This is a genomic window from Hyphobacterium sp., from assembly GCF_965217055.1.
In the GTDB taxonomy this organism is placed as follows: domain Bacteria; phylum Pseudomonadota; class Alphaproteobacteria; order Caulobacterales; family Maricaulaceae; genus Hyphobacterium.
Genome location: NZ_OZ244227.1, coordinates 1,826,117 through 1,847,423, shown reverse-complemented (window position 1 = coordinate 1,847,423; position 21,307 = coordinate 1,826,117). Strand labels below are relative to the sequence as shown.

The 21,307-nt window shown below is 61.6% G+C and carries 21 protein-coding genes; 14 read left to right on the top strand and 7 right to left on the bottom strand.

Annotated features, from left to right (window positions below; genetic code table 11):
• Positions 1–49 precede the first annotated feature (49 nt).
• Positions 50–2,596 carry a TonB-dependent receptor gene (locus tag ACOOFN_RS09280; protein ID WP_420430868.1) on the bottom strand — a complete coding sequence of 849 codons (2,547 nt, stop codon included), beginning with the start codon at positions 2,594–2,596 and terminating at the stop codon, positions 50–52.
• Between the two features lie 169 nt (positions 2,597–2,765).
• On the opposite strand from ACOOFN_RS09280, the gene ACOOFN_RS09275 reads away from it, so the two are divergent.
• The 9 genes from ACOOFN_RS09275 (at position 2,766) to rpmE (ending at position 14,318) form a co-directional block, all read left to right on the top strand.
• The gene (locus ACOOFN_RS09275) at positions 2,766–3,980 is read left to right on the top strand and encodes a serine hydrolase domain-containing protein (RefSeq protein WP_420430867.1); all 1,215 of its coding nucleotides are present in this window, start codon (positions 2,766–2,768) and stop codon (positions 3,978–3,980) included.
• Complete coding sequence (locus tag ACOOFN_RS09270; protein WP_420430866.1) at positions 3,977–5,584, top strand: GMC family oxidoreductase; 1,608 nt, start codon at positions 3,977–3,979, stop codon at positions 5,582–5,584. Before ACOOFN_RS09275 ends, ACOOFN_RS09270 begins: the two co-directional genes overlap by 4 nt.
• An 11-nt stretch (positions 5,585–5,595) precedes the next feature.
• Positions 5,596–6,996: a coniferyl aldehyde dehydrogenase gene (locus tag ACOOFN_RS09265; protein ID WP_420430865.1), complete on the top strand. Its 1,401-nt coding sequence runs from the start codon at positions 5,596–5,598 to the stop codon at positions 6,994–6,996.
• Between the two features lie 3 nt (positions 6,997–6,999).
• Entirely contained in the window at positions 7,000–7,740 is a 741-nt protein-coding gene (locus ACOOFN_RS09260; protein WP_420430864.1) for an SDR family NAD(P)-dependent oxidoreductase, read from the top strand.
• Positions 7,741–7,819: 79 nt separating this feature from the next.
• Positions 7,820–10,126, top strand: a complete 2,307-nt coding sequence (locus ACOOFN_RS09255; RefSeq protein ID WP_420430863.1) for a penicillin acylase family protein — start codon at positions 7,820–7,822, stop codon at positions 10,124–10,126.
• A gap of 17 nt (positions 10,127–10,143) precedes the next feature.
• Positions 10,144–11,817 (top strand): alkaline phosphatase D family protein, encoded by a 1,674-nt coding sequence (locus tag ACOOFN_RS09250; protein ID WP_420430862.1) that lies wholly within the window; start codon positions 10,144–10,146, stop codon positions 11,815–11,817.
• A 173-nt stretch (positions 11,818–11,990) separates the two neighbouring features.
• Positions 11,991–12,986: a hypothetical protein gene (locus tag ACOOFN_RS09245; RefSeq protein WP_420430861.1), complete on the top strand. Its 996-nt coding sequence runs from the start codon at positions 11,991–11,993 to the stop codon at positions 12,984–12,986.
• Positions 12,987–12,989: 3 nt separating this feature from the next.
• On the top strand, positions 12,990–14,003 hold the full coding sequence (locus ACOOFN_RS09240; protein WP_420430860.1) for a peptidoglycan -binding protein: 1,014 nt from the start codon (positions 12,990–12,992) through the stop codon (positions 14,001–14,003).
• Between the two features lie 96 nt (positions 14,004–14,099).
• A complete protein-coding gene (gene rpmE, locus ACOOFN_RS09235) occupies positions 14,100–14,318 on the top strand; it encodes a 50S ribosomal protein L31 (protein ID WP_420430859.1) in 219 nt (72 codons plus the stop codon).
• Between the two features lie 63 nt (positions 14,319–14,381).
• On the opposite strand, the gene ACOOFN_RS09230 is transcribed toward rpmE, so the two are convergent.
• On the bottom strand, positions 14,382–14,906 hold the full coding sequence (locus ACOOFN_RS09230) for a DUF1465 family protein (RefSeq protein ID WP_420430858.1): 525 nt from the start codon (positions 14,904–14,906) through the stop codon (positions 14,382–14,384).
• Positions 14,907–14,962: 56 nt separating this feature from the next.
• A complete protein-coding gene (locus tag ACOOFN_RS09225) occupies positions 14,963–15,157 on the bottom strand; it encodes a DUF1192 family protein (RefSeq protein ID WP_420430857.1) in 195 nt (64 codons plus the stop codon).
• 74 nt (positions 15,158–15,231) lie between these two features.
• Between ACOOFN_RS09225 and ACOOFN_RS09220 the strand changes: the two genes are divergently transcribed.
• Both ACOOFN_RS09220 and ACOOFN_RS09215 read left to right on the top strand, forming a co-directional pair.
• Complete coding sequence (locus tag ACOOFN_RS09220; RefSeq protein ID WP_420430856.1) at positions 15,232–16,218, top strand: NAD(P)H-quinone oxidoreductase; 987 nt, start codon at positions 15,232–15,234, stop codon at positions 16,216–16,218.
• Positions 16,219–16,367: 149 nt separating this feature from the next.
• Positions 16,368–17,048, top strand: coding sequence for a DUF1013 domain-containing protein (locus tag ACOOFN_RS09215; protein WP_420430855.1), 681 nt, complete (start codon positions 16,368–16,370; stop codon positions 17,046–17,048).
• Here the strand turns inward: ACOOFN_RS09215 and ACOOFN_RS09210 are convergent.
• From ACOOFN_RS09210 to ACOOFN_RS09200, 3 genes are all read right to left on the bottom strand, one after another.
• Positions 17,024–17,833 carry an SDR family NAD(P)-dependent oxidoreductase gene (locus tag ACOOFN_RS09210; protein WP_420430854.1) on the bottom strand — a complete coding sequence of 270 codons (810 nt, stop codon included), beginning with the start codon at positions 17,831–17,833 and terminating at the stop codon, positions 17,024–17,026. The genes ACOOFN_RS09215 and ACOOFN_RS09210 overlap by 25 nt on opposite strands.
• 14 nt (positions 17,834–17,847) lie before the next feature.
• Positions 17,848–18,723, bottom strand: a complete 876-nt coding sequence (locus ACOOFN_RS09205; protein WP_420430853.1) for a tetratricopeptide repeat protein — start codon at positions 18,721–18,723, stop codon at positions 17,848–17,850.
• 89 nt (positions 18,724–18,812) lie between these two features.
• Complete coding sequence (locus tag ACOOFN_RS09200) at positions 18,813–18,983, bottom strand: YdcH family protein (protein ID WP_420430852.1); 171 nt, start codon at positions 18,981–18,983, stop codon at positions 18,813–18,815.
• A 92-nt stretch (positions 18,984–19,075) separates the two neighbouring features.
• Between ACOOFN_RS09200 and ACOOFN_RS09195 the strand changes: the two genes are divergently transcribed.
• The 3 genes from ACOOFN_RS09195 to ACOOFN_RS09185 all read left to right on the top strand — a co-directional run bounded on the left by ACOOFN_RS09195 (position 19,076) and on the right by ACOOFN_RS09185 (position 20,413).
• Entirely contained in the window at positions 19,076–19,678 is a 603-nt protein-coding gene (locus ACOOFN_RS09195; RefSeq protein ID WP_420430851.1) for a UbiX family flavin prenyltransferase, read from the top strand.
• The gene (locus ACOOFN_RS09190) at positions 19,675–20,133 is read left to right on the top strand and encodes a TIGR02444 family protein (RefSeq protein ID WP_420430850.1); all 459 of its coding nucleotides are present in this window, start codon (positions 19,675–19,677) and stop codon (positions 20,131–20,133) included. Before ACOOFN_RS09195 ends, ACOOFN_RS09190 begins: the two co-directional genes overlap by 4 nt.
• Before the next feature lie 64 nt (positions 20,134–20,197).
• Complete coding sequence (locus ACOOFN_RS09185) at positions 20,198–20,413, top strand: YdcH family protein (RefSeq protein WP_420430849.1); 216 nt, start codon at positions 20,198–20,200, stop codon at positions 20,411–20,413.
• A gap of 3 nt (positions 20,414–20,416) precedes the next feature.
• On the opposite strand, the gene ACOOFN_RS09180 is transcribed toward ACOOFN_RS09185, so the two are convergent.
• Positions 20,417–21,154 carry a GGDEF domain-containing protein gene (locus tag ACOOFN_RS09180; RefSeq protein WP_420430848.1) on the bottom strand — a complete coding sequence of 246 codons (738 nt, stop codon included), beginning with the start codon at positions 21,152–21,154 and terminating at the stop codon, positions 20,417–20,419.
• Positions 21,155–21,307 lie beyond the last annotated feature (153 nt).

Here is a 21,307-nt window from a genome sequence, read left to right as displayed (position 1 = left end):
AGGGCGGAGGCAAGACCTCCGCCCTCTTCATGATGTCGCAGGCAAGGCCCTAGCGGCGTGCCCGGAGTGTAACACCCCAGGTCCGCGGATCGCCAGGATAGCCGTTGATATTCCCCGGCAGGGTCGAGTCGAAGGAGCCTTGGAGATACTCCTCGTCCAGAATGTTGCGGGCCCAGACCTGGAATTCCCAGGATCCGTCATCCGCACCCAGCCCGATGCTGCCATTAAGCAAGTAGAATCCGTCCTGAACTTGCAGCGGGTCCAGCTGGGTCGTCAGGAAACGGTCGTCGATGAAGTACACCTCACCGCGGAAGAACGCTTCCATCGAGTTTGACACAGGCTGCACGTAGAGCGCCGTTACATTGCCGGTCACTTCTGCACTGCCGCGATTGGCGCCGGACAGGTCCTGCACCGGAACAAGCGCCGGCGAGGTTGCGCTCGCACGGAACACGCAGTTCGAGGTGTCGGACACCGGGCACGGACCGTTGGCGAAGGAGACATACTTGTCATCCCACAACCAGGTCACGCCACCGGTCAGGGTCAGGCGTTCGGTCGGCTGGAAAAGCGTTTCGATCTCGATACCGCTGACCTGGATCTCGCCGGCATTGTCCGGAACGAAGGACGATCCGGTGAACACATTGGTCTGGAAGTCCTCGATGTTCTGACGGAAGACCGCGGTGTTCAGAATGAACTCGCCGGTCTGGATCTTGAGGCCGGCTTCCCAGGCCGACACCGTCTCCGGGTCAAAGGTGAAGCTGCCAACGCGAGCGGCAGCCGAGTCGAGCGCATAACCGCCACCTTTGAAACCACGCGAATAGGACGCGTAGATATTGACGTTGTCATTCATGTCGTAGGCCGCGATGAACGTTCCCGTCCAGGCTGAATCCGACCGCGAGTCGTTGAAGTTCGGCGCCGGCGGGAAGAATTGCAGAGCGCCTAGCCCCAGCAAGCTGTTGATGTTCGGGTCCACGGCAGCCGCCTGCGCCCCGGCAACAATCTGGGCGAATGCCTGCGGATTGTTCTGCTGGACGAAGGCCACATTTGCTGGCGTGAACGGCAGTCCCGTAGCGGCCGTGAAGGCACCCGGGAATATCAGTGCATTGAAACCGATCTGCACGAAATCCAGAGCGGCGAACGGATCATCGATATTAATGTCGCTGCGCGCATCCTTTTCGTCATTCGTGTAACGCAGACCGCCGGTAAGGGTCAGACGGTCGTTGACGTGCCAGTCCAGCTGACCGAACAGCGCGAACGTGTCGTTGTTCTGATAGAAGCTCGACGTCTGTCCCGATCCGGCCGCGAGGTATTGCCCCGGCACACAACCACCGATGAACGGACCGGACGGTCCGTTACACAGACCTTCGACGAGGTCGATCGCGCTGCCCGGTGTGAACGGATTGCCATCCAGATCGGAGAACAAATCCCCGAACGGCCGCAGGAGCGGCCCCTGGCGCGTGTGGTTGGTCGTGTTCAGGTTCTGGTGGAAGAAATACGCACCGAACATGTAGTCAACCGTACGGGCACCTGTCGACGTCAGGCGGAATTCCTGGGTCGTTGTCTGGTAGTCCTGGTCGAGGAAACGACGCTGGTTGAACGGCTGGTCCACCCAGTCCGGGTCGATGTCCTGTTCTTCGTCATAAGCGCGATACGAGGTCAGCGAGGTGAAGGTCGCGCCATCGAGCTCGTAGGTCAGCTCGGCCGATAACCCGCCGGTCTCCACGACTGACAGAACGCTGCCATCGATCGCCACCTGGCCGGAGAACGGATTCACCGGCAGTTGCGTCACACCGAGAATGGCGAACGCGCCGGCATTGCCCGGCGACACCAGTGTGAACGGCGCGGCGCAGCAATTTTCGTCGATGAAGCTCTGGTCGGCGATAACGCGCAGCGAAAGCCGGTCGCTTGGCTCGAACAGCAGTTGACCGCGCCAGCCCCAGCGGTCGCGCTCATTGACGTCGCGCCCGTCGGAAACATTGGTGATGAAGCCGTCGCGCTGGTTAATGTTGAAGTCGAGACGGCCTGCGATGTGATTGCCGAGCGGGCCGGTGACCATGCCGCGCAACGTACGCTGGTTGTACTCGCCCAGCGTCAGCTCGATTTCTGCACCCAATTCGTCCGCCGGTGATTCGGTGATGAAGCTGATCACGCCAGCCGACGTGTTCTTTCCGTATAGGGTCGACTGCGGACCGCGCAGCACTTCGACGCGCTGAACACCGAGGAAGTCGTTGATCGAAGCGCCGTTCCGCGAGCGGTAAACGCCGTCCACGAACACGCCGACCGACGGCTCGATACCCCAGTTGAAGGTCGACGAGCCGATCGAGCGGATCGCGAAAGTCGTGTTCGACGATGACGCGTTGGTGGTCACACCCAGAGACGGAACGAGCGTCTGGAGATCCCTGACATCGCGCAGTTGCGCTTGTTCAAGAACATCGCCCTGAACCGCGGTAACAGCGACCGGCGTATCCTGCAGCGTGGTTTCACGGCGCTGGGCCGTAACAGTGATGGTATCGACCTGCGAATAAACGGGCGCAGCCGCAATCACAGCGAATGCCAAGGCCGATGAGCCCATAGCAAGTTTACGGAACGACTTCTGCATATTTCTCCCCCTGGATCGTCGCGTTTCACTTGCGACGTGAGCTTTTATTGCCCCTACTAGACCAAACTTCGAAGCGCTTGTCAGTAGCGAACGCGCAACAGGCGAGCACTTGAATCGCAAATCGCGCCCGCGTGATGTTCACGATCGGGGTTAACAGGGGGGAAATCCAGTGAACATCGTTTACAGGATAATGGGCGGCGTTCTGCTCATCGCAGTCATTTTCGCCATGATTGCTGCAGCGTGGTATTATCGCCCGTGGTCGGATTATTCTCCGTCCCGCGTTGCGGAAGCTTTCGACCCTGACAATATCGTCGACGTCTCGCTCGGCATGTCATCCTATTTCCCGCACGCGAATATTGAAGCGGACCGCCCTGCCCCGCTGCCACGGGCGCTCGGGCCGCTGCAGGTTTCCTACGACTTCGATGGCGAGACCCGATCGCTGGAGCAATATCTGGAAGATTCCAATTCCCTTGGCCTGATCGTGATGCGGGACGGAATCATCGTGCACGAGCGCTATCTCAACGGCGCCGACGCCGAAAGTCGGCCAACATCATGGTCGGTCGCCAAGAGTTTCGTAGCCAGCCTGATCGCGATTGCTATGCGCGAGGGTCATATCGACAGCCTCGACCAGCTCGCGCAGGAATTCGCGCCGCAGTTCGAAGGGTCTGCCTTTGGCGAAACATCGTTGCGCCACTTGCTTATGATGTCGACCGGGATCGATTTCATCGAGGATTATGACGATCCCGATTCCGATATCGGCGTCCTGTTCCGTGATCCCTTCGTTTTCGGGTCCGATATCGATGAAGCCCTGCTTGATTTCGAGCGCGAAACCGAGGCCGGCACAGAGCTCGACTACATCTCTTCGGCGACCCACATTCTCTCCGCCGTGCTGCGCAGCATTTACGACCAGCCCTTGCACGAAATCGTGCAGCAGAAGATCTGGACCCCGCTGGGCATGGAGGGTCAGGCCTACTGGAACCAGAACGTCCCCGGAGAGAGCGGTGTCGCGCTCGGCTATTGCTGTCTCAATGCCCGGCCCGTGGATTATGCCCGCTTCGGGCAATGGTATCTGCAGGACGGAGTATGGGAGGGCGAACGTTTGCTGCCCGAAGGCTGGGTCGAACAGGCCACGCAAGCCAACGCGCCCTTCCAGGAAGCCGACGCGACCTATCCGCTGCGTGGCTACGGCCTGCACTTCTGGTTCCCCGAAACCGATCGCGGCGAATTCTTCGCGGCCGGAATTTACGGTCAGTACATCTGGGTCGATCCATCGCGCAACATCGTCATCGCGCGGCTCGCTGCCGACCCGCAATGGGGCGTACGGACCGGCGAGACTTTCGCTGCCTTCCGCGCGATCGCGGCAACGGTCGCGGGAGAGGAATGATGGCGGCGCACGCGACCGAGTTTGACTACATCATTGTCGGCGCCGGTTCCGCAGGCTGCGTTGTTGCCGAGCAGCTGACCCGCGACCGCGATATCACGGTCTGCATTCTCGAGGCCGGCAAGAGCGACAATCATCCCCATATCCGCACACCCATGCTGCTGAAGGAAGTGGTGTCCGGCGGACCATTCAACTGGTCCTACGAGACCGAACCGCAGTCTCGCCTGAACGATCGGCGCCTGTTCTGGCCGCGCGGCAAGACGCTTGGCGGGTCATCCTCCATCAACGCCATGCATTACATGCGCGGCGCGAGGGAGAATTTCGACGAGTGGGGCGAACTGGCAGGCGATCCGTCCTGGAACTGGCCTGATGCTCTGGACCGGTTCCGCAAGCACGAGAATAACGACACGTTCAACGGCCCGCTTCACGGCAATGACGGGCCCCTGCATGTCCAGTCCATCCCCAAGCTAAATCCGCTGACCAAGCTATTCCTGCAGGCCGGTGGCGAACTGCAATATCCCGGCAATGACGATTTCAACGGACCGCAGCAATATGGGTTCGGGCCATACCAGGTGACCATGAACGGGCCACGGCGCTGGAGCGCCGCGGACGCCTTCCTGCGGCCAGCCATGGAACGCGGCAATCTCACGGTCCTGACCGAAGCGCTCGGTCATCGCGTCAGGCTGGAAAACGGCAAGGCGACGGGCATCGTCGCGGCCATTGCCGACGAGGTCGTCGAACTGACCGCTCGCAAAGAGGTGATCCTCTCCGGCGGCGCGATCAATTCGCCGCAATTGCTGCAATTGTCCGGCATTGGTGATCCGGACTGGTTGCGCGCCGCCGGCGTCTCGCCGGAAATCGACTTGCCAGGCGTAGGGCGCAACCTACAGGACCATCTCGATGTCGCGGCAGTCGCCACGGTGAGGACTGCAGAAGCCATCGGATTGTCGCTGCAACGCTTTCCGAAGAACATGTATGACGTTTTGCGATGGATGATCCGCGGCGATGGCGATTTCACCGTCATTCCGGTGCAGGGCGGCGCTTTTATCTCGTCTTCCGTTGCCGGCAACATCCCGGATCTTCAGCTGGTCTTCATTCCGGGCTATTCGCTGAATCACGGGAAAGAGACCAAGATGGGCCATGGCATGACGCTGCATGTCTGCCATCTCTATCCCGAAAGCCGTGGCGAGATCCGGATCACAAGCGACGATCCGGCCGACTACCCGGCCATCGACCCCAATTATCTCGACAGCGACATGGATCTCACGGCCTTGACCGATGGCTACGAAAAAATCGTCGAGATCCTGAAAGCACCCGCATTCCGGGACGAATTCGTCGAATGGGTCCATCCGCAGCAATCCGGGAGCCGCGACGACCTCGTCGCGGACATCCGTCAACGTGCCGAGACCCTGTATCACCCGACCTCGACCTGTGTAATCGGGACCGGCGAACTGGCTGTTCTGGATGCGCGATGCCGGGTGCGCGGCGTCTCCGGCCTGCGTGTCGTTGACGCCTCCGCCATGCCGCGCCTCGTGGGCGGTAACACCAATGCGCCAACCATGATGCTGGCGGACAAGGCCGGTGAAATGATCCGAGAAGACGCCTGAAGGAAGAAAAGATGAGCGATTCAGAGCAGATCGAACGCATGGGCCGCCTTTTCAAGGCGCAGAAAACGGCTTTCGAGGCCGAACGCCACCGCAGTTATCGCGACCGCTTGCGCGATGTCGACGCAATTGCCGCGCTGACGAAAAAACATGCGGACGCCATCAAGGATGCGGCCGCAGCCGATTTCGGCGTGCGATCGCGGTGCGAGACCCAGCTAACGGAAATCGCTTACATGGCGACCGCAGCCAAGCACACACGGCGCCACCTCTGGAGCTGGATGCAGCCGGAAAAAGTCAGCGTTCCCGGCAACCTGAAGCCCGGCAAGGCTTACATCCGCCGCGAACCCAAGGGCGTGGCGGGTATCATCTCGCCATGGAATTACCCTTACCAGCTGGCTTTTTCGCCAATCCTTGCAGCGTTGGCAGCGGGCTGCCGTGTGATGCTGAAGCCGTCCGAGTTCACGCCCAGCATGTCGGCGCTGATGCAAACCATGCTCGCGGAAGAGTTCGACGAGACCCATGTCGCCGTCTTCCCGGGCGGTCCGGAGGTCGGCGAAGCCTTCACCCGGATCCCCTTCGACCATTTGCTCTACACCGGCTCGACCCATGTCGGCCGGCTGGTGGCGAAGGCGGCCGCCGAGAATCTCACGCCCGCCACGCTTGAACTGGGCGGCAAGTCGCCTGTTATCATGGCCGACGACTTCCCGGCGGACAAAGCCGGCGAGACCCTGGCTTTCGGCAAATTCATGAATGCCGGCCAGACCTGCATCGCGCCGGACTATGTGCTGGCGCCGCAGGGAAAGGCGCGTGCCGTCGCCGAAAGCACCATCGCCCGCGTCGAAAAGGCCTATCCGGACTGGGCAACGGACGAGGACTACACGGCTGTCGTCTCGGACAAGCATTATGAGCGCCTCAACGGCATGATCGAGGAAGCCCGCAACGGTGGCGCCGAGATTCTTCAGGCTCGGGGCGGGGAGCCCGGCAATGTGCGCAAGATCGCACCGACCATCGTGCTCAACCCGCCGGAAGACTCGAAACTGATGCAGGAGGAAATATTCGGCCCGATCCTGCCGGTGCTGGAGCATGACGGGCTGGAGGACGCCATGAAACGCGTCAATGCCAAGGACCGCCCGCTGGCACTTTACGTCTATTCAAGGAGCAAACAGACCGCCCGCAAAGTACTCGAGGGTACGATCTCCGGTGGCGCCGTGGTCAATAACACCATGCTCCACTATTCGGTTGAGGATCTGCCCTTCGGCGGCGTCGGTGCGTCAGGCTACGGCGCATACCACGGTGAGTCCGGATTTGAGACCTTCACCCATGCGCGCAGCGTGTTCGAGGCGCCGGTCTGGCATCCCTCGCGCCTGATCCAGCCACCCTATGGCAAGATTTTCGAACTCGTGACGAAGAATTAGACCATGCTCGACGACAAGACCGTCCTTGTGACAGGAGCCTCGCGCGGGGTCGGCTGGGCGACCGCGCGCGCCTGTGCAGAAGCTGGCGCGAAAGTCATCATTCATTTCAACGTCAATCAGGACACCGCGCTCGACCTCGCGAAGGAGGTCGGCGCGGCCGGTTGCATTGCCGCGGATTTGTCGGAACCCGGCGCTGCTGATCGGCTCTGGTTGCAGGCCAGGACCATGGCCGGCGGCCGCATTGACTCGCTCGTCAACAATGCCGGAATCTATCGCGCGACACCGCTCGGCGATGCGGGCGCCTGGACATCAGGCTGGGCCGAGCAATTCCAGGTCAATGTGCTGGCCGCCTGCGAGCTGATGCGCAACGCTATCAATGACTGGGGAAAGGCCGGCGGAGGCGCCATCGTCAACATCGCCTCGCGCGCTGCCTATCGCGGCGACGGTCCCGATCATGCCGGCTATGCGGCCTCGAAAGGCGCACTGGTGGCTGCCGCCAAGACGCTGGCGCGCGCCCATGCGCCGGACAATGTGCTGATATACACGCTGACACCGGGCTGGATCGAAACCGACATGGCGCCGCACCGGGTCGAGGCACGCGCCCGGGCCGTCGCCGAGATCCCGCTCGGCCGCGTGGCCCAGCCGCAGGAAATCGCTGCCATGACAGCCTTCCTCCTGTCCGGACAATGCGCCTCCGCCACCGGGTCGGTGATCGACATCAATGGCGCAAGTTTCATGCGCTGAACCGACTCCCCATCCGCGGCGAGCCTGCTAGGGTTGCGGTGAACAGCATTCACCGATTTGCGTCATGAGGGGGAGTGTCATGCGTTGGGTGGTTCGCGGCATTGCCGCACTTCTGGGTCTGGCCGTGCTGATCGCGGCGATCGCCGCCGGCTTTGTCTATTACCGGTTCTCGTCCTCCCAGCCCCGTACCGAAGGCCGCGTCGATGTCGCCGGCATTTCCGATGAGGTACAGATCGTCCGCGACGCCTACGGCGTGCCCCACGTATTCGGATCATCCGACACGGACATCTATTTCGGTATCGGTTATGCGCACGCGCAGGACCGATTCTTCCAGATGGATCTGATGCGCCGCTATGTGCATGGCGAACTGGCTGCCCTGCTCGGCCATCTCAACCCCCGCACCGCTTTCGCCGACGCGCGCTCGCGCAATCGCGGCTATCACCTTGTCGCACAGGCGGCCGTCGCCAATGCAGGGCCGGAAATCCGCCGCGCCATGGAGGCCTACACAGCCGGCGTGAATGCGCGCCTCGCCGAAGGCCGCCACGCGCCGGAATACCTCTTCCTGCAAGCCAGCCCGGAGCCCTGGGAGCTGGAGGACAGCGCTGCCGTCGTCGTTTACATGGCCGACAGCCTCGCCGCCGGCGAGTATGCGGAGATCGCCAATCGCGAACTCGCCGAGTTGCTCTCACCCGAGCAGTACGCCGAATTTCTGCCCGGCTATCCGGATTGGGCGCCGACAATGCTGCAGGAAGAGGACCTTCCACAGCTGGAAGAGCCGGCCCCACCGACGACCGAAGCCCAGCCCGATTTCGATGATGGCTCGAACGCCTGGGTACTTTCCGGCGAACATACCGCCTCCGGCCGCCCGCTCCTTGCGAATGACCCGCATCTCGCGCTCAGTGCACCGGCGATCTGGTATTTTGCCCGGCTGCAGTTACCGCAGGGCGCGGTTGTTGGTGCCACCATTGCCGGCTCGCCGCTGGTCGTGCTCGGCCGCAACCAGGTCTCGGCCTGGGGCTTCACCAATACCGGCTTCGACGTCATCGACATGCAGCCACATGCCCCGGGTTCGCTGACCACGCGCGAACGCACCGAATTGATCGAGGTGCGCGGCGGTGACGACATCACGCTCACCTTCCGTGACACCGAGGACGGTCCGGTGCTCGATCCGGAATATTTCGATCTCGACGTGTTCGGTGATCACGAGGTCGTCCTCGTGTCCACCGCCTTGAGTGGCGAGAACCGCGTCGCTGACGTCTCCTTGCGCCTCATGCTTTCGCAGAACTGGGACGAGTTCGTCGAGGCCGGCCGCGGTTTTACAGCGCCCATGCAGAACATGCATTATGCCCATGTCGACGGCACGATCGGCTATACGACGCCCGGCCTTCTGCCGATCCGCGATGAAGACGGTAGCTGGACCGGCTATGTGCCCTACGAAGACCTGCCGCGCGTGCAGAACCCGGCTTCGGGCCGCATTGCCTCCGGCAATAACCGCATTACGCCGGACAATTATCCCTATGACACGCCCGGCACTTATGCCGCTTACCGAGCAGAACGAATCGACCAGCGTCTGAACGAGATCGAACGCCACACGCCTGAAAGCTTCCATGACATCCAGATGGACCGGGTCTCGGCCCAGATCACGCGCATACTGCCCGCCCTGCGCCAGGCCGAGCCGCAATCCGATCTCGGTATCCGGGCACTGCAGATAATCTCGGATTGGGATGGCGACATGGATCCGTTGCGTGCCGCGCCCCTGATCTATTCGCTGTGGTATCGCGATATCGCCGAAGTCATCTATGGCGACGATCTCGGTGACCAGTTCGAGCGCCACCTCTCCAATCGCCGCGTCTTTACCGAGAATGTGTTGGTCGGCGACGATTCCGACTGGTGCGATGACGTCACCACCGATGCGGAAGAAACCTGCGCGGCGCAGCTGAGCAGGGCACTGGATACCGCCATGGCGCGCGGCATCGAACGCTATGGCCCCGACATCGCCAACTGGACATGGGGCGAAGCCCACCAGGCCGTGTTCGATCACCCCGTCTTTACGGGTTCCGGCCTGCCCCTGCTCGACGACTGGTTCACCGTTCGTCAGCCGGTCGGCGGCGATAGCTCCACCGTCAACGTCGCGGTCTATTCGGTCCGGGCCGGCACGTTCGACGTGTTTCATGGCCCGTCGCTGCGCGCTGTCTATGATCTTGCCGACCTCGACAGTTCGCGCTTCATGCACGCGCCGGGTCAATCCGGTCATCCATGGTCGGACCATTACCGCGATCTTGCCCCCATGTGGGCGGCGGGCGAGAGTTTCGAAATGCGTACGGACTGGACCCCGGAAAATGCGCCCGGGAACGTCCGCATCCTGACCCTGACGCCTGCAGATTAGGGACGAACCCAATGTCGATGAAAATCACCCGTCGCGGCGCGCTTTTCGGTGCTTCCGGTCTTGCCTTGGCCGCGGCTGCCTGTTCATCCGGCCCGCGGCGGCCTGAATCCGAACCACCGACCGGTCCCTTCCGGCACGGCGTGGCCTCGGGTGAACCCGACCAGAGCAGTGTCGTCCTGTGGACGGCCATTACCGATGATTCCGGCGGCGATTACGTGTTCCAGGTCGCAACAGACGAAGCCTTCGAGAATATTGTTTTCGAGGAGCGCGAAGAACGCACCTATGTCACCAGCAATGCGGTTTCGACATTCAAGACGCTGGCCACCGGGCTGCAGCCGGACAGGCGTTATTTTTTCCGCATGCTGCACAATAACATCGCGTCGCCGGTGGGCCGCACCCGCACCCTGCCCGCCGGCCCGGTCGAGCGGTTCAACATCGCCGTCTGTTCCTGCTCGAACTATCCCGCCGGCTATTTCAATGCCTATCGCGAACTCGCCGATACGCCGGACCTCGACCTGGTTCTGCATCTGGGCGATTACCTGTACGAATACGCGGCCGATGGTTATGCGTCAGACGATGCCGAGCGCCTCGACCGCGTCGTCGATCCACGCAACGAATTGCTGACCTATGGCGACTATGCGCGCCGCCACGCCCTCTACAAAACTGACCCCGACTTGCAGGCCGCCCATGCGGCCGCGCCCTGGTTCATTTCCTGGGATGATCACGAGACCGCGAATGATTCCTGGAGCGGCGGCGCGGAAAACCACCAGGACGATGAAGGCCCCTGGCGCGATCGGGTCAATAATGCCCTCCGCGCTTTTCACGACTGGAATCCCACGCGCGAACCGGATGATCTGATTGGTGGGCTTCGCGTCGTGGAAGTCGGTGATCTCGCGACCATCGCTATCACCGAGAGCCGCTTGTCTGTACGCGACGAACCGCTCGATTTCTCGGGTTTTCCGATTTCCGACGATGCCGATCCGGAGGATCCCGCCAATCAGCGGGCCGTCGCGGAATGGCGCGCCAACGAGATCGGGCACGAAGACCGGGAAATGCTAGGCGCCGATCAGATCGCGCAGCTTGCGGCAGCTTTCGCCGCGAGCAACAAGCCTTGGCGCCTTATCGCCGGGCAGGTCGTCATGGGCCGCGTCGAAGCGCCGAACATGATCGAAGCCCTGCCCGGCTGGCTGAAATTCCTGGTCAGCCGCACGGACCCGCTCGCCTGGGGCTATCTGCAGCGTTCACAATTCGACATTCCGCTCAATCCCGACGCCTGGGACGGCTATGTCGCCGAACGCGAGCGCCTCTACGATGCCGTGAATGCGATTGGCGGAAACATAGTCACCTTCGCCGGCGACAGCCATACTTTCTGGACCAACCGCCTCACCGATGAAGCAGGCGATCAGATCGGCTTCGAATTCGGGACCAGCGCGATAACTTCGCCCTCGCCCTTCGAACGCATCCCTGCACCTGGCGTTTCCTTCCCGAATATCATCGAAGGCGGGAATCCGGACGTGATCCGGTTCAATGACCGCGACAAGGGATTCATTCGCGTCGTCCTGACACCGCAATCCATGGAGGTCGACTTCGTCACCGTGTCGACGATCAAGCGCCGTGGTTACACGGCCGGATCGGACAGTCGTTGGCGCGTCGAACATGGCGAAAACGGCCTCGAACTGACACCCGTCTAAGCTGGATTTCCCGATTCGATTCAAGATACTGAATCGATTCAGGAATCCGGATTCGGAATAAGATTCCGATTCCGGTTTGCCGCGCCCCCCGATACACACTGGCCGCCCTCAAATCGTCATGATAGGCAGGCATTCAGCGCCTCTGGACCAAATGGACAGGAAGGATACCGGGTATGCCGACACGCTATGACGAGACCGGCGAGGACGCGATTCCGGTCGCGAAGTTCACCGGTCCCGGACGCTATCTTTTCTGGATGACGGTCTTCCTCGGCGCCGTCGCGGTCATCGCGGTGTTACTGACGGGCCCGCTGGAAAACGCCTTCAGGGCCAATGTCGCCATCAATGGCCTGATTCTCTCTGTTCTCTTCATCGGCATCATCTACACCTATCTCCAGGCGCTCCAGATCGGCCCGGCCGCACGCTGGCTCATCCGCTTCCGCACGACGGATGACCCCACCAGCCTGCACAGCCCGCCGAGCATGATCGCGCCCATGGCCTCGATGATCGGAGATACCGGTTCGCGTGCCCGGATATCGGCGGCCTCGGTGCGCACCGTGCTCGATTCCGTCGGCGCCCGGATGGCGGAATCTGGCGCTTTCACACGCTATTTTGGCCGCCTGCTGATCTTTCTTGGCTTGCTCGGCACCTTCTGGGGCCTGCTGCAGGTCGTCTCCGAAGTCGGCGAGGCGGTCCGCGCCGTCACCGAATCGGCAACCGGCGGTGAAGCCGACGTGCTGCGCCTGATGTCGGCCATAGAAGAGCCCATTCAGGGCATGGGCACAGCGTTCGCGTCCTCGCTTTTCGGCCTCGCCGGATCGCTGGTCATCGGCTTTCTCGACCTCCAGGCCAGCCGCGCCCAGAACCGTTTTTATAACGAGATCGAGGAATGGCTGTCATCGATCTCCCGCGTTGCCGCGGCCGGCCCGTCGACGACCGTGGATGGCGAAATGTCGCCGGCCTATGTCGGCGCCCTGCTGGAGCAGACGGCGGAAACCCTCGACCGGCTTTCGCACACGCTGGAAAAACACACACGCGATCTCGATTCGACCTTGCGCCGCGTCGCGGAGGAAGGCGCCAGCGGCCAACAGGAAGCCGCACGCGCCCTGCGCGAGGAAATTCGTGTCCTCGTTCGCGCGATCGAGGCCCAGAATCGCAACAGGGGCGGCTAGCTGATGTCGATTGCTCCGCGGCTGGCGCGCTACAGCGATCAGGATTCCGGCGATTACTGGCCGGGTTTTGTCGATGCGCTGGCCACGCTCCTCCTGGTCATCGTCTTTCTCCTGTCGATCTTTGTCGCTGGCCAGTTTGCCTTGAGCCGGGCGCTCACCGGCCGTGACGAGCAGCTCGCCGCACTCAACCAGCAACTCGCCACACTGACCGACGAGCTCGCCCTGGCCGAAGGCGAGAATACGCGCCTGGAAGCAGAAATGCAGACCTTGCGCGCCACCCTGTCCGACGTGCAGGCGGAACGCGACGAACTCTCCGACCAGCTGGTCATCGTCCTCGGACAGGTGGAGGACGTCCAATCGCGCCTGCTTCTCGAAGAGGAAGTCTCCGCCAGCCAGCTCGACCAGATTACCGCCCTGAACCTGCAGATGCAGGCGCTGCGCGACCAGCTCAGCGAACTCAACGGCCTGCTCGAGGCCGCGGAGGAACGCGAGGCGGAGCTGGAAAGCCAGATCTTCAATCTTGGCGAACGCCTGAACGCCGCCCTCGCCAGCCGGGCGTCGGAACTCGCGCGCTACCGCTCGGATTTCTTTGGGCGGCTGCGCGAAATACTTGGCAACCGGTCGGGCGTCAGCGTTGTCGGCGACCGCTTCGTGTTCGAAACCGATGTGTTGTTCGCGTCCGGCTCGGCGGCCCTGTCAAACGATGGCCGCGAAAGCCTGCGCCCGATTGCCGACGCGATTGTTCAGCTGACCCGGGAAATCCCCGACGATCTTGAATGGGTGATCCGCATTGACGGCCACACTGACCCCCGCCCGATCCGCACGACCTATCCGTCCAACTGGCACTTGTCGGCAGCGCGCGCGATATCGGTCGTGAACTGGTTCGAGGACCTTGGCGTCCCGTCAAACCGGCTGGTCGCAGCCGGTTTCGGCGAGCATCAGCCGATCGCCGAAGGCAACACCGAAGAAGCCTATACACGCAACCGCCGGATCGAACTGAAACTGACCAGCCGCTAGGCACATCCCCGCTTGCCCTTTCACAGACCCTCGGTTATAAGCCGCGGCTCATTTGGCGGGGCAACCCGCGATACGCCCAGATTGCCGGAGCGCAAGATGCAAAAAGACATTCACCCGGAATATCACTTCATCAATGTGAAGATGAATGATGGCACGACGTTCCAGACGCGTTCGACTTACGGCAAGGAAGGCGACACGCTGACGCTGGATATCGATCCGACGACGCACCCGGCCTGGACCGGTGGCGACCAGAAGCTGATGGACCGCGGTGGCCGCGTGTCTCGCTTCAAGGACAAGTTCAAGGGCTTCGCCTGATCCTTACCGGATATCGGAAACCACAAGAAGCCGCGGTTCGCCGCGGCTTTTTTGTTGCGTGAACTACGTGCTGAACGCGTTTTTCAGACGATTGAGCTGATCCTCGACCGGGCTCGCGCCATCAGCGCCGCCATCATTGTCGAACAGCGATTCATCAATCCGCTTCAACCGCGCATAGAGCTTGCGCGAACGTGCCGCCAGATCGGCCAGCACACCGGGGGCAACATCACCGTCGGCCGGCCAAAGCTCTTCTGCCTCATCATCATCGGGCAGCCGGTATTGGCCGGTGACCAATTGCTCCGCCGACAGATCGCCTTCCGCGACCTGGCGCTGCGCCAGCAGCCAGGAGGCCGCCTGCATCAGCCGCGTCGTCAACTTCATGCTCTCGGCCGCATAGGCCAGCGCGCCGGCCCGTCCCATTGCTTTCGCATCCTCGCGGCCCGGGCCATCGAGATAGGAAGCGGTCTCTTCCACCATGTCCATGCCGTCACGGAACAGCCGGGCGAAATGCTCGCTGCCGGCAAACTCGGCGACGCGCTCGGCTGGATTGCCGGACTGGAAGCTGGAATCGGTCACGCTCTTATTCATCCTGTGTGTTCTGGACGCTCTCGCCGGGCCGTGCAAGCCATGGGCCAGCAGTGCGCTTAAGCCTTCCTGAAAATCGACTCGGCGGCGACCCGCCCGGACTGCTTCGATGCAATCATCGCCTCGATGCGGGCGATTTCCTCTAGTATTGCCGCCTTGCGTGCTTCCAGCGCCTCGATCGAGAATTCCGACAGGTCCTCGCCTGGCACAATGGCCGATGTGTCGCGATCCGCCGGTGCATCATCCTCGAACATGTCGGCCTCCTGCTCTTGAAGGCCGTTACACTAGCGCCCAGTGTGGCACTTGTCGCCTCTCATGGAGCCGTTGCATGGATCTGCCGAAAACGCATCGTGTTGCAATTGTTCGCGAACCCGGCGGCCCCGATGCCATCGAGATCGTCGAGCGTTCGATGCCGAAGCCGGGAGAAGGGGACGTGCTGATCCGCACAGCCGCTTGCGGCGTCAACAAGCCGGACACGTTCGAGCGAATGGGGTTCTATCCGCCACCTGCAGGAGCGCCGGAAGGGCTGGGGCTGGAAGCCGCGGGCGAGATCGTGGCCGTAGGTTCCAGAGCGGGCGACTTCAAGCCCGGCGACCGGGTCTGCGCCCTGGTCAGCGGCGGCGGCTATTCCGACTACGTCCTGGCCAAGGCAGGAAGCACGATGCCCGTGCCCGAAGACATGGCGTTGAAACTTGCGGCCGGCCTGCCGGAAACCGTCTTTACGGTCTGGGCGAACGTGTTTGAATCCGGCGCCCTGAAGGCCGGCGAGACCCTGCTTGTCCAGGGCGGCGCCGGTGGAATCGGCACGACAGCCATCCAGATGGGCAAGGCGGCCGGCGCGCGCGTCATCGCGACCGCCGGTTCGGACGAGAAATGTGCATTGTGTCGGGAGCTCGGTGCGGATATCGCGATCAATTATCGCAGCGACGATTTCGCCGATACCGTCAAGGCTGCTGGCGGCGCCGATGTCATTCTCGACATGGTCGGCGGACCTTACGTTCAGAAACACATCGACATCGCCAATGCCGACTGCCGCATCGTCCAGATCGCTTTTCTGCAGGGGTCGCGTGTCGAGGTCGACCTCATGCGATTGATGCTCAAGCGGCTGTCGCTCACCGGGTCGACCCTGCGCGCCCGGCCGGACGACGAGAAGGCGCGGCTGGCGGATGCGATCGAGCACCATGTCTGGCCGTGGCTCGCCGAAGGCAAGCTGGTGCCGCATATCCATGCCACCTTCCGGCTTGCAGACGCGGCCAAAGCCCACGCGCTGATGGATTCCGGCGACCATGCCGGTAAAATCCTGCTCATCCCCTGAAGCTCATCCCTTTTCAGCGCCATCGTGCCGCGCTATAGACGCCGCAAAGCGCTGGCTGAAACTACCCAGTCCGCGTCGGAAGCCCAAACGACCCGGCATCCGTGCCGGGTTTTTCTATGGCCGCAGCAAACGCGACCGGAGTTGATGACATGACCGAAGTTTTGATGCCGAAAGCCACCGCCGTCTGGTTGGTCGACAATACGGCTTTGACGTTTGAACAGATTGCCGATTTCTGCGGTCTGCACCGCCTCGAAGTGAAGGGCATTGCCGATGGCGATGTGGCCGTCGGCGTGCGCGGTGCCGATCCGGTGTCCAATGGCCAGCTGACGCGCGAGGAAATCGCCAAGGCCGAACAGGATTCGGACTATCGCATGACCGCGGTCAAATCGCGTTTCGACGATCTGCACCAGCCGCGCAAGAAGCGCGGACCTCGTTACACGCCACTGTCACGCCGTCAGTCGCGGCCGGATGCCATTGCCTGGCTGGTCCGCAATCACCCGGAGCTGACGGACGGCCAGATTTCCAAACTGATCGGCACCACCAAGACCACGATCGAAGCGGTGCGCGAACGAACTCACTGGAATTCGTCCAACATCAAGCCGACCGATCCCGTGACTTTGGGCCTGACCACGCAGCTCGAACTCGACGAGCAGGTGCGCAAGGCGTCTTCACGGCGCGAGAAGATGGAACAGGAACGCGCTGAAAAAGGCGAAGGGCCGATCGCGCCGGAACCCGAGGCCCGCGAAACCGAACCAGCGACCAGCCTCGATGACGTGAATTTGGAAACCCTGTTCGGTAACTCAGGTCAGGATGCTGACGACGACAAATAGTTGAGAGCCAGTCGTCCGCCATCAGCGTAGACGCACTCTCCCGTGATATAGCTGGCATCCTTGGATGCCAGAAAAGCGACGACCCCGGCGATTTCGTCGGGGTCTCCTATTTTGCCGAGGGGCGTCCTCGACAGGATGCGAGACATCGCCTTCCTGTCATCGAGCACCGCTTTGAGTACATCGGTATTGATACTCCCCGGCCCGACCGCATTGACCCGGATTCCGCGTGATGCCAGAGCCAGCGCCATCGACTTGGTCATCTGGTTCATCGCACCCTTCGATGCGCAATAGGCGAGCTGTTCAGGGATTGCGACAACCGAATTGACCGATGACATGTTGATGATCGCATAGCGTTTCCGGCAATCGTCCGGACGCTCGTCATCCTCGTCGATCTGCTCCGCCATCTGCCGCGCTGCGGCACGCGCCACGAGAAACGCGCCGCGTAGATTGACCGCCACAACCTTGTCGAAATCATCCGCTTCCAGGGAGAGAATGTCGCCCTTGGCAACAATGCCGGCATTGTTGACCAGAACATCAAGTCGTCCGAACGCGGAACGTGTCTCTGCAAGCAGATTCGCAACTGACAGCTTGTCGGCGACGTTGCAATCGACAAACAGGGCCTTGTCACGGTCCGCGCCCAATTCTTCCGCCAGGCCCCGCCCCGACTCCTTGTCTCGGTCAGCAATCACGACTCGCAGCCCGTCCTCGGCGAAACGCCGCGCACAGGCCCTGCCGATGCCGTTTGCACCGCCAGTCACTATCGCTACGCGATCAGATTGCGGCATGAGCCGGCTCCTTGTTAATCGGCTTCCGCACGGGTGCGGCGGTAATCGTCTTCGATGACGCTGGAATTGGGATAGAGCTCGTAGGCCCGGGCATAGAGCTCCCGAGCCTCGTCGAGGCGGCCGACGCCCTCCAGCGCAGCAGCGCGGGAATGGATGATGGCACCATTGTCAGGTTCTGCGGCAACGGCCTGATCGCACAATGGCAGCGCTAGTTCGTGTTGGTCGTCAACGATCAGTGCCCAGCACAGGGCGTTGAGCGAAAAACCGCTCTCCGGTTCGAGTTCAACCGCCTGGCGGGCGCTGTCTATGGCATCCTCCATGAGACCGAATTCCAGGAAGGCTGCAGACAAATTTGTCCACCCGCCGGCCCATTCGGGCTCGATCCGGGTCACCGCATCGAACGCCGCAATGGCTTCCGCCTGACGATCAAGATCGGCATATAGGCCACCCAGGTTGAGCTGTGTCATGATATCGTTTGGCAGTTCGCGGGCCGCGGCTTCCAGGTCTTCAAGCGCACCCTCGGTCTGGCCGACATAACGGCGCGCAATCCCGCGATTGCGCCGGACATAGGGGTTGTCGAACCGGACACCTTGGGTCTCGGCGATGGCGTAGGCCAGGTTGAACTCCTGGAGCGCTTCCTCGAAGCGGTCCAGGTAGAGATAGGCGCCACCAAGGCGTGTATGGATGACAGCTTCCTCACCGGGTTCGAGGTCGGCCGTGGTCAGGCAATTCTCGAACGCCTCGATGGCGGCTTCGGAATTGTCCTCGGTCAGGGCATCCTCGCCCAGTTGGCAATAATCCTCGGTCGACGCGCTCTCGGTTTCGGCGCCGGACCGGTTGCAGGCCGTTAGAACGGCCAGAAGGCAGATCGCTAATAACGCGCGGCTCATGAAAGGCTCCGGATTATTCCCGTGTGATCATGCAAGCAGGGCGGCCTTTCGCAAGACCGCCCTACCGTAATTTCTTTCAATCTGCTGTGTCAGTGACTTCGTCGGAGCGTTTCGATCTGCTCCTTAAGTCGCAGCTTTTCCTTCTTGAGAGAGGCAATCTGAAGCGTATCTGATCCGGGGCGCTTGCTTTCGCTTTCGATGCGATTGTCGAGTTCGTGATGCCGGGCGTCCAATTCACGGATGTGCGCTTCTATCGTCATAAGTCGCCTCCTTGCGTTAAATACAACGTGAGTCTTGGATACAATCACTGTTGCGGGAACAAGTCACATCACATTTGATATCGGGGATAAGAATGGCTGAACGCCCGCGTATGATCGTCGGAATTTCCGGTGCTTCGGGTGTAATCTACGGCATTCGCGCACTAGCTGCATTGCGCGAAATCGGCGTCGAATCACACCTTGTTGCCTCCAAGGCAGCGGAAATGACACTTGGCTACGAGACCCCGCTGCGACCCGCCGACCTGAAGGCAATGGCCGACTACGCGTACAAGCCGTCAGATATTGGCGCATCGATTGCCTCCGGATCGTTCAGGACGCTCGGCATGCTGGTCGCGCCTTGCTCTGTGCGGTCGATGTCGGAAATCGCGACTGGCGTGACATCGGGCCTGATCGCCAGGGCAGCCGACGTCACTTTGAAGGAACGCCGCCGGCTCGTCCTCATGGTACGTGAAACACCCTTCCATCTCGGACACCTGCGCACCATGACGCAGCTTGCCGAGATCGGCGCGATCATTCATCCGCCGCTGCCGGCCTTCTACGCCAATCCGGACTCGCTGGAAGACATGGTCGATCAGTCCATCGGAAGAACGCTCGATCTTTTCGGCCTCGATTGGAAGCCGACCCGGCGATGGGGTGAAGACTTGCTGGGCGGACGCCGTCCGGCAACGCAGACATGAGTCATGCTTTCTGGGACTGGTCGCTGGCGGCCTATGATCGGGCCGACGTCCGCAACGCAGCGCTGACGCTGCAGGACCAGCACGGCCTGAACGTCAATATCTGCCTCTGGTGCGCCTGGCTGGCGCAACTGGGCCGTGATGGATCACCCATCCTTCCGGAAGCAACGGCACGCCTGGAAGCCTGGTCTGCCGACATCACCCAAAGCCTCAGGACGGTTCGGCGCCAGCTCAAGGAGTCGCGACGCGGCGAACGGCTCTACAAGGCGGTGCTGGCTTGCGAGCTGGATGCCGAACATGTCGAGCAGGACATCCTCTTCGATCTAGCCGACCAGGCAGTTGCGGCATCACCAACCCCGAAGACCGCCACGCTCGCACTCGACGCTTATGCCCGGCAGAGCAGTGCAGAGGTCGATTTCACGGACTTCGTGAAAGCCGTTTTCCTGTCCGCCAAATAAGTGTATGACACCGGGCTCGCGTCCCACGCGATATTGATTCCGGAAAAAGATTGAATACGGACCCATGAGCGAAGACGAATTCCTCGAACAATCCACGATACGGGCGAAGATTGACGAGTTGAAATTCCGCCACAGGTCATTGGATTCCGAAGTGCAGGCGCTTCAGGATCTCGGGGTCAGCGATCAGTTGAAGCTGGCTCGCCTGAAAAAAGAAAAATTGATGCTGAAAGACCGGATCGCCGAGCTGGAAGACCGCCTCACGCCAGACATCATCGCCTGAAAATCAGCCGCTGGCCGCTGTCTTCAGCTGCTGCTTGCGCGCATACATCGCCGCATCGGCCTGGGCCATCGCCGCATCGACCGTGACGCCACCCTCGATGGGGTGCACGCCCCAGGCAGAATCGATATGCAGCTCAACGCCATCGTGATTGAAGGCGGTGTCACGGATCAGGGTTGCCAGCTCGTCCGCTTTTGTCTCCGCCTGGCTGACCGTCGTCAGCGTTAACACGACGCCGAATTCATCGCCGCCGAGGCGCCCGACTGAATCGGTCTCGCGCAGATTGGCGGTCAACATGGTGGCCACGTGATGCAAGGCGGTATCCCCGGCCGCGTGTCCGTAAGAATCATTGATCGCCTTGAAACCGTTGAGGTCGAAATAGACGAGCGCGGAGGGGGCATGATGGCGTTCGGCAAGCGCCTGCGCACGCGAGACCTCGCGCACGAAGGCCCGGCGGTTCAGCACCGGTAGCAATACGTCATGATCGGCCAGCGATTCGAGTTCACGGACACGATTGCGCAGCCGCTCCGTGTCTTTCCGCAGCTGATCGACCTCACCCATCAGCGTCAGCAGCGCGCGCTGCACGTTCGGCGTCAGCTCGTTTTCGGGAACGCCCATGATCTGCGCAGCATCCCGCGGTGCGCTGGCGGACGCCGTCGAACCGCTTGTCGATCCCGCGGGGGCCTTGGCCGCATCCCCGGTCGAACGAAGCTTGTTGAGCGCATCAAAAGGACGAATTCGCATGACACCGAACCTGGTGAGACTGAACTTGCGCCAAGCTTGGGCGCGTCCAGTTAAGAAAGTCTCAAGGTTAACAATACCGGCATCTGCTTTTCCTTGACGTCAGGCCGCTTCCCGGTATGTTCCCGCGCTTCTTGCGAGCCGAGGAGACATAAC